Here is a 5,463-nt window from a genome sequence, read left to right on the forward strand (position 1 = left end):
GTGCGGACGCCCTCTCGGGATCCGGTCGTGTACGGACCGTACGGCCGCGGGGGACGGGCGCGAGGGGTGGGCGCGCGTCCGGTACGGCACGGGTGGTGCGCAGGATGCTATCCGTACCCGCGGCCGTACGGTCCGTACACGACCGGATCCCGAGAGGGCGTCCGCACGGGGGGTCTCCGTCAGCGGGTGCCGTTGGCGGCGAACCCGGCGACCGAGGCGGCGTTGGTCTTCGTCACGAACGCCGGCCCGGTGAGCACGGGCGCGCCCCCGCCGCTGACGTTGCCGTTGGCGCGGTGCAGCCACAGCGCGTCCACGGCGAGGTAGCCCTGCAGATAGGGCTGGTGGTCGACGGCGAACTGCACGTCGCCCTTGCGCACGGCGGCGACCACCTCCTCGGTGAGGTCGAAGGTGGCGACCCGGGCCTTGCTGCCCGCCTTCTCGGCGGCCTCGACGGCGACGAGGGCGTACTCCGCCCCCATGGTGACGACCTCGTCGATGGTCGGGTCCTGCCGCAGCCGGGCCGTGACGATGCCGGAGACGGTGCGCATGTCGGTGCCGTTCACGTAGAGGTTCTCGGTCGTGCCGCCGAACGCCTTCTTCATCCCGGCGCAGCGGGCCTCCAGGGAGACGTTGCCGCGCTCGTGGACGACGCACAGGGCGTGCTCGGCCCCGAGGTCGTCGAGCTTGTCGCCGACGGCCCGGCCGGCCCCGCCCTCGTCCTGGCCGAAGTACCCCAGCAGCCCCGCCGGCTTCCAGGCGTCCATGCCGGAGTTGAGCCCGACCACGGGGATGCCCGCGGCCCGTGCCTCGCCGACCGGCCCCTTCATGGCCTGCGGCTTGGCCAGCGTCAGCGCGATGCCGTCGACGTCGTCCCGGACCGCGTTGCGCACCAGTTCGGCCTGTCCCGCCGGGTCCGGGTCGCTCACGTACGTCAGGTCGATGCCGCCCTTCGCGGCCGCCGCCTCGGCGCCCTTCCGCACCCGGTCCCAGAAGGCGTCGCCCTCGGCCCCGTGGGTGACCATCGTGACCCTCATCCCTCCGGCGCCGGCGGCCCCCGCGCTCTCCGGCCCCGAGGCGCCGTCGGCCCCGCCGAACGACGAGCAGCCGGCCACCAGCAGACCGACGGCGGCGGCCAGGGCCGCGAGGCGGAGGGGGCGTCCGGTGAAGCGGTGCGACGGGGGACGAGTGTTCATGAGGGGTGCGGACCTCGCTGTGCGGCAGAGCAAGAGCAGGGGAGAGCGCGGACGGAACCACGGGTGTGCGCCGGCCGGATGACTCTCGCTGGCCCGGAGCCAACCGTGTCGAACCACCGGTCGTCAAGTGAACGGCCACGTGAAGTGAGGTGTCGCTGCCGCATTGTGATGAATCGTGGGGCACGGGGGAGGGCGGTGACGGCGCCGCCGCGCCCGGACCGCCGGACGGCGCGGAGCGCCCGGCGCGACTTCGGGCGTCCGCACCACCGGCCGACGGGCGCTGCCATAGGGTGAGTTATCGTGTACGCGGAGTGAAGGACAAGCGGCACGCCCCGTTCGTTTCCGGCTCAGGAGTCCAGTCGATGGCGAGGCAGGTACGCGCCGAGCAGACCCGCGCGACGATCATCACGGCGGCTGCCGACCTGTTCGACCGGCAGGGATACGAGGGGACCAGTCTCGGCGACATCGTCGAGCACGCCCGGGTCACCCGGGGAGCCCTCTACTTCCACTTCGCCGCGAAGGAGGACCTCGCCCACGCCATCCTGGAGATCCAGTCCGCCACCTGCCGCCGACTGGCCAGGGACACCGAGATCCGGGGCCGCACCTCCCTGGAGGCGCTGATGCGCCTCACCTTCTCCATGGCCCGCAGGTCCGCCGAGGACCCCGTGCTGCGGGCCGGCCTCCGGCTCGCCACCGGCGGCGCCCGGCCCCGCCCACCGCTCAGCCATCCGTTCACCGAGTGGACGGACATCGTCGCGGCCCGGCTCCTCGGCGCCGCCGAGGAGTCCGACGTCCAGCCGGACGTCGACCTCGACGTGGTGGCCCACTCCCTCGTCTGCTTCTTCGTCGGCACCCGGGTCGTCGGCCGCTCCCGCGAACCCGCCGCCCGGCAGCCGCGCCGCACGGCCGAGATGTGGCAGATCCTCATCCGGGGCCTGGTCCCGGTGACCCGGCGCGCGCGGTACCTCAGCCTGGCCGCACGGCTGGAGCGGGAGACCGCGCCGGTGTGACGCGCGGCCCCGGCGACGGGCGCGTTACGGTGAGCCGCATGCCCGACAACCCCACCGCCCCCGTGATCCTCGGCAACGAGCCCGGCTCGTTCCCCCACGGCGTGCTGGCCGAGCGGCACCCCGCGATCATCCGGCAGGTGCGCGAGGCCTTCCCGTACGAGCCCCGGCAGCAGCGCGCGCTCGACGCCCTGCTGGCCAACTGCACCGAGGGGGAGGTCGAACCCCTCCCCGCCGACGCGCACGACCGGGAACGGTGGGAGGCCTGGGGCATGGACGCCCACGCCGGACGCTCCTGGTACGACGTGCCCTGGCTGTGGTCCGAGAGCTGGTTCTACCGCCGACTGCTGGACGCGGTGGGCTACTTCGGCCCCGGGCCCTGGCAGGGCATCGACCCCTTCCGCCCCTCCAAACTCGCCGAACTCCACTCGCCCGCCACCGACGAGGAGCTCGCGGCGCTCGACGACCTCGCCGCCCGGCCGGCGGAGGAACGGGCCCGCGCCCTGCTGCACGGCTCCCTGTGGGGCAACCGCGCCGACCTGAGCTTCCGGCTGTCCGCCGAGGGCGCCGAGGAGACGACGCCCGTGCCCGGTCTGGTGGCCGACGACAGCGAGCGCCTGTGGTCGCTGCTCGACACCGCCGGCGGCGGCACGCTGTGCCTGGTCGCCGACAACGCCGGACGCGAACTCGTCCCGGACCTGCTGCTCGTCGCGCACCTGCTGGCCCACGGCCGGATCGGCCGGGCGGTGCTGCACGTCAAGCCCCACCCGTACTACGTCTCCGACGCCACCCCCGCCGACGTCGTGGACGCGCTGCGCCGGCTCACCGCCGCGGGAGGCGCGGCGGCCGCGTACGGGCGCGGTCTGTGGACCGCCCTCTCCGAGGGCCGCCTCACCCTCCGCGCGCACCCGTTCTCCTGCTCCCCGCTGCCCTACGACCGGATGCCGGACGACCTCCGCGCCGACTTCGCCCGGGCCGCGGTCACACTCGTCAAGGGCGACCTCAACTACCGCCGCCTCGTGGGCGACCGGCACTGGCCGCCGACCACGCCGTTCGCGGACGTCACCGCCCACTTCCCCGGGCCGGTCGCCGCCCTGCGCACCCTGAAGTCCGACGTGATCACCGGGCTGGCCCCCGAGACCGAGGCCGCGCTCGTCGCCGCGGAGGGGCAGCGCTGGCGCACCGGCGGCACGCACGCGTTGATCCAGGTCCGGGCCTAGGGCCGGACCGGCGGGTCCTTGTGGCGATATGACGCCGGTTCACGCGATGGTGTGATCACGTCCGGGCCGGTGGATGCCGCCACCGGCCCACGGGTAGGGCCCGGCCATGACGCAGCCGTTCGAACTCCCGCACTTCTACCTGCCGCACCCCGCGCGGCTCAACCCGCACGTCGACGAGGCCCGGGCCCATTCGACGGCGTGGGCGCGCGAGATGGGCATGCTGGAAGGCTCCGGGGTCTGGGAGCAGGCCGATCTCGACGCGCACGACTACGGCCTGCTCTGCGCCTACACCCATCCCGACTGCGACGGGCCCGCCCTCTCCCTCATCACCGACTGGTACGTGTGGGTCTTCTTCTTCGACGACCACTTCCTGGAGAGGTTCAAGCGCACCCAGGACCGGGACGGCGGCAAGGCCCACCTGGACCGGCTGCCGCTGTTCATGCCCGCGGACCCGGCGGCGCCCGTCCCCGAACCGGAGAACCCGGTCGAGGCGGGCCTCGCCGACCTGTGGGCGCGCACCGTGCCGGCGATGTCCGCCGACTGGCGCCGCCGGTTCGCCCTCTCCACCGAGCACCTCCTCAACGAGTCCCTGTGGGAGCTGTCCAACATCAACGAGGGGCGGATCGCCAACCCCGTCGAGTACATCGAGATGCGCCGCAAGGTGGGCGGCGCCCCCTGGTCGGCCGGGCTGGTGGAGTACGCGACCGCCGAGGTGCCCGCCGCCGTCGCCGGGACCAGGCCGCTCAGGGTGCTGATGGAGACGTTCTCCGACGCCGTGCACCTGCGCAACGACCTGTTCTCCTACCAGCGGGAGGTCGAGGACGAGGGCGAGCTCAGCAACGGCGTCCTCGTCCTGGAGACCTTCTTCGGCTGTAGCACCCAGGAGGCCGCCGACACCGTCAACGACGTGCTCACCTCGCGGCTCCACCAGTTCGAGCACACGGCGTTCACCGAGGTCCCCGCGGTCGCCCTGGAGAAGGGCCTCACCCCGGACCAGGTCGCGGCCGTGGCGGCGTACGCGAAGGGGCTGCAGGACTGGCAGTCCGGCGGCCACGAGTGGCACCTGCGCTCCAGCCGTTACATGAACCAGGGCGCGCGGACGACCGCCCCTTGGGCGGCCCCGGTCGGGCCGGGCGGGCCCGGGACCTCCGCCGCCGACGTACGCGCCCTGCTCGCCGCCCCGGGGGCTCCGGGAGCACCTCCCGCGCCGTCCGCGCCGTGGCGGAGGACGCGGGCCCACACCCATGTGCCGTACCAGAAGGTCGGTCCGTCCCTGATCCCCGACATCCGCATGCCGTTCCCGCTCGGACTCAGCCCGCACCTCGACGCATCCCGCGCCCACCTGGTCGACTGGTGCCACGGCACGGGCATCCTCCACGAGGGCGTGTGGGACGAGGACAAGCTCGCCGCCTACGACCTCGCGCTGTGCTCGGCGGGCCTCGACCCGGACGCCACACCGGAGGCGCTCGACCTCAGCGCGCAGTGGCTCGCCTTCGGCACCTACGGCGACGACTACTACCCGCTGGTCTACGGCCACCGCCGCGACCTGGCCGCCGCCCGGCTGACCACGGCACGGCTGGCGGACTGCATGCCGGTCGACGGCGAGCCGGTGCCGCCCCCGGTCAACGCCATGGAGCGCGCCCTGACCGACCTGTGGGCGCGGACCACGGCGGCCATGACGCCCGAGGCGCGCGGCACGCTGAAGAACGCGGTGAACGTCATGACCGAGAGCTGGCTGTGGGAGCTGGCCAACCAGATCCACCACCGTGTCCCCGATCCGGTCGACTACCTGGAGATGCGCCGCCAGACCTTCGGATCCGACCTCACCCTGAGCCTGTGCCGCATGGGCCACGGCCCGGCCGTCCCGCCCGAGGTCTACCGCAGCGGTCCGGTCCGCTCCCTGGAGAACGCCGCCATCGACTACGCCTGCCTGCTGAACGACGTCTTCTCGTACCAGAAGGAGATCGAGTACGAGGGCGAGATCCACAACGCGATCCTGGTCGTGCAGACCTTCTTCGGCTGCGACTACCCGAGGGCCCTCGG

Annotated in this window: 4 protein-coding genes; 3 read left to right on the plus strand and 1 reads right to left on the minus strand. The window is 73.5% G+C overall.

Going from position 1 to position 5,463, the window contains the following annotated elements:
- Nucleotides 1–179: 179 nt before the first annotated feature.
- A complete protein-coding gene (locus B7L92_RS24185) occupies nt 180–1,193 on the minus strand; it encodes a substrate-binding domain-containing protein (protein ID WP_081239542.1) in 1,014 nt (337 codons plus the stop codon).
- 362 nt (nt 1,194–1,555) lie between these two features.
- On the opposite strand from B7L92_RS24185, the gene B7L92_RS24190 reads away from it, so the two are divergent.
- The 3 genes from B7L92_RS24190 to cyc2 all read left to right on the plus strand — a co-directional run.
- Nucleotides 1,556–2,203 carry a ScbR family autoregulator-binding transcription factor gene (locus B7L92_RS24190; protein WP_081239543.1) on the plus strand — a complete coding sequence of 216 codons (648 nt, stop codon included), beginning with the start codon at nt 1,556–1,558 and terminating at the stop codon, nt 2,201–2,203.
- 38 nt (nt 2,204–2,241) lie between these two features.
- A complete protein-coding gene (locus B7L92_RS24195; RefSeq protein WP_081239544.1) occupies nt 2,242–3,420 on the plus strand; it encodes a damage-control phosphatase ARMT1 family protein in 1,179 nt (392 codons plus the stop codon).
- A gap of 106 nt (nt 3,421–3,526) precedes the next feature.
- Nucleotides 3,527–5,463: germacradienol/geosmin synthase Cyc2 (cyc2, locus tag B7L92_RS24200; protein WP_081239545.1), on the plus strand; the 1,937-nt coding region annotated here is incomplete at its 3' end.

Source organism: Streptomyces viridosporus (assembly GCF_002078235.1).
Classification (GTDB): Bacteria; Actinomycetota; Actinomycetes; order Streptomycetales; family Streptomycetaceae; genus Streptomyces; species Streptomyces viridosporus.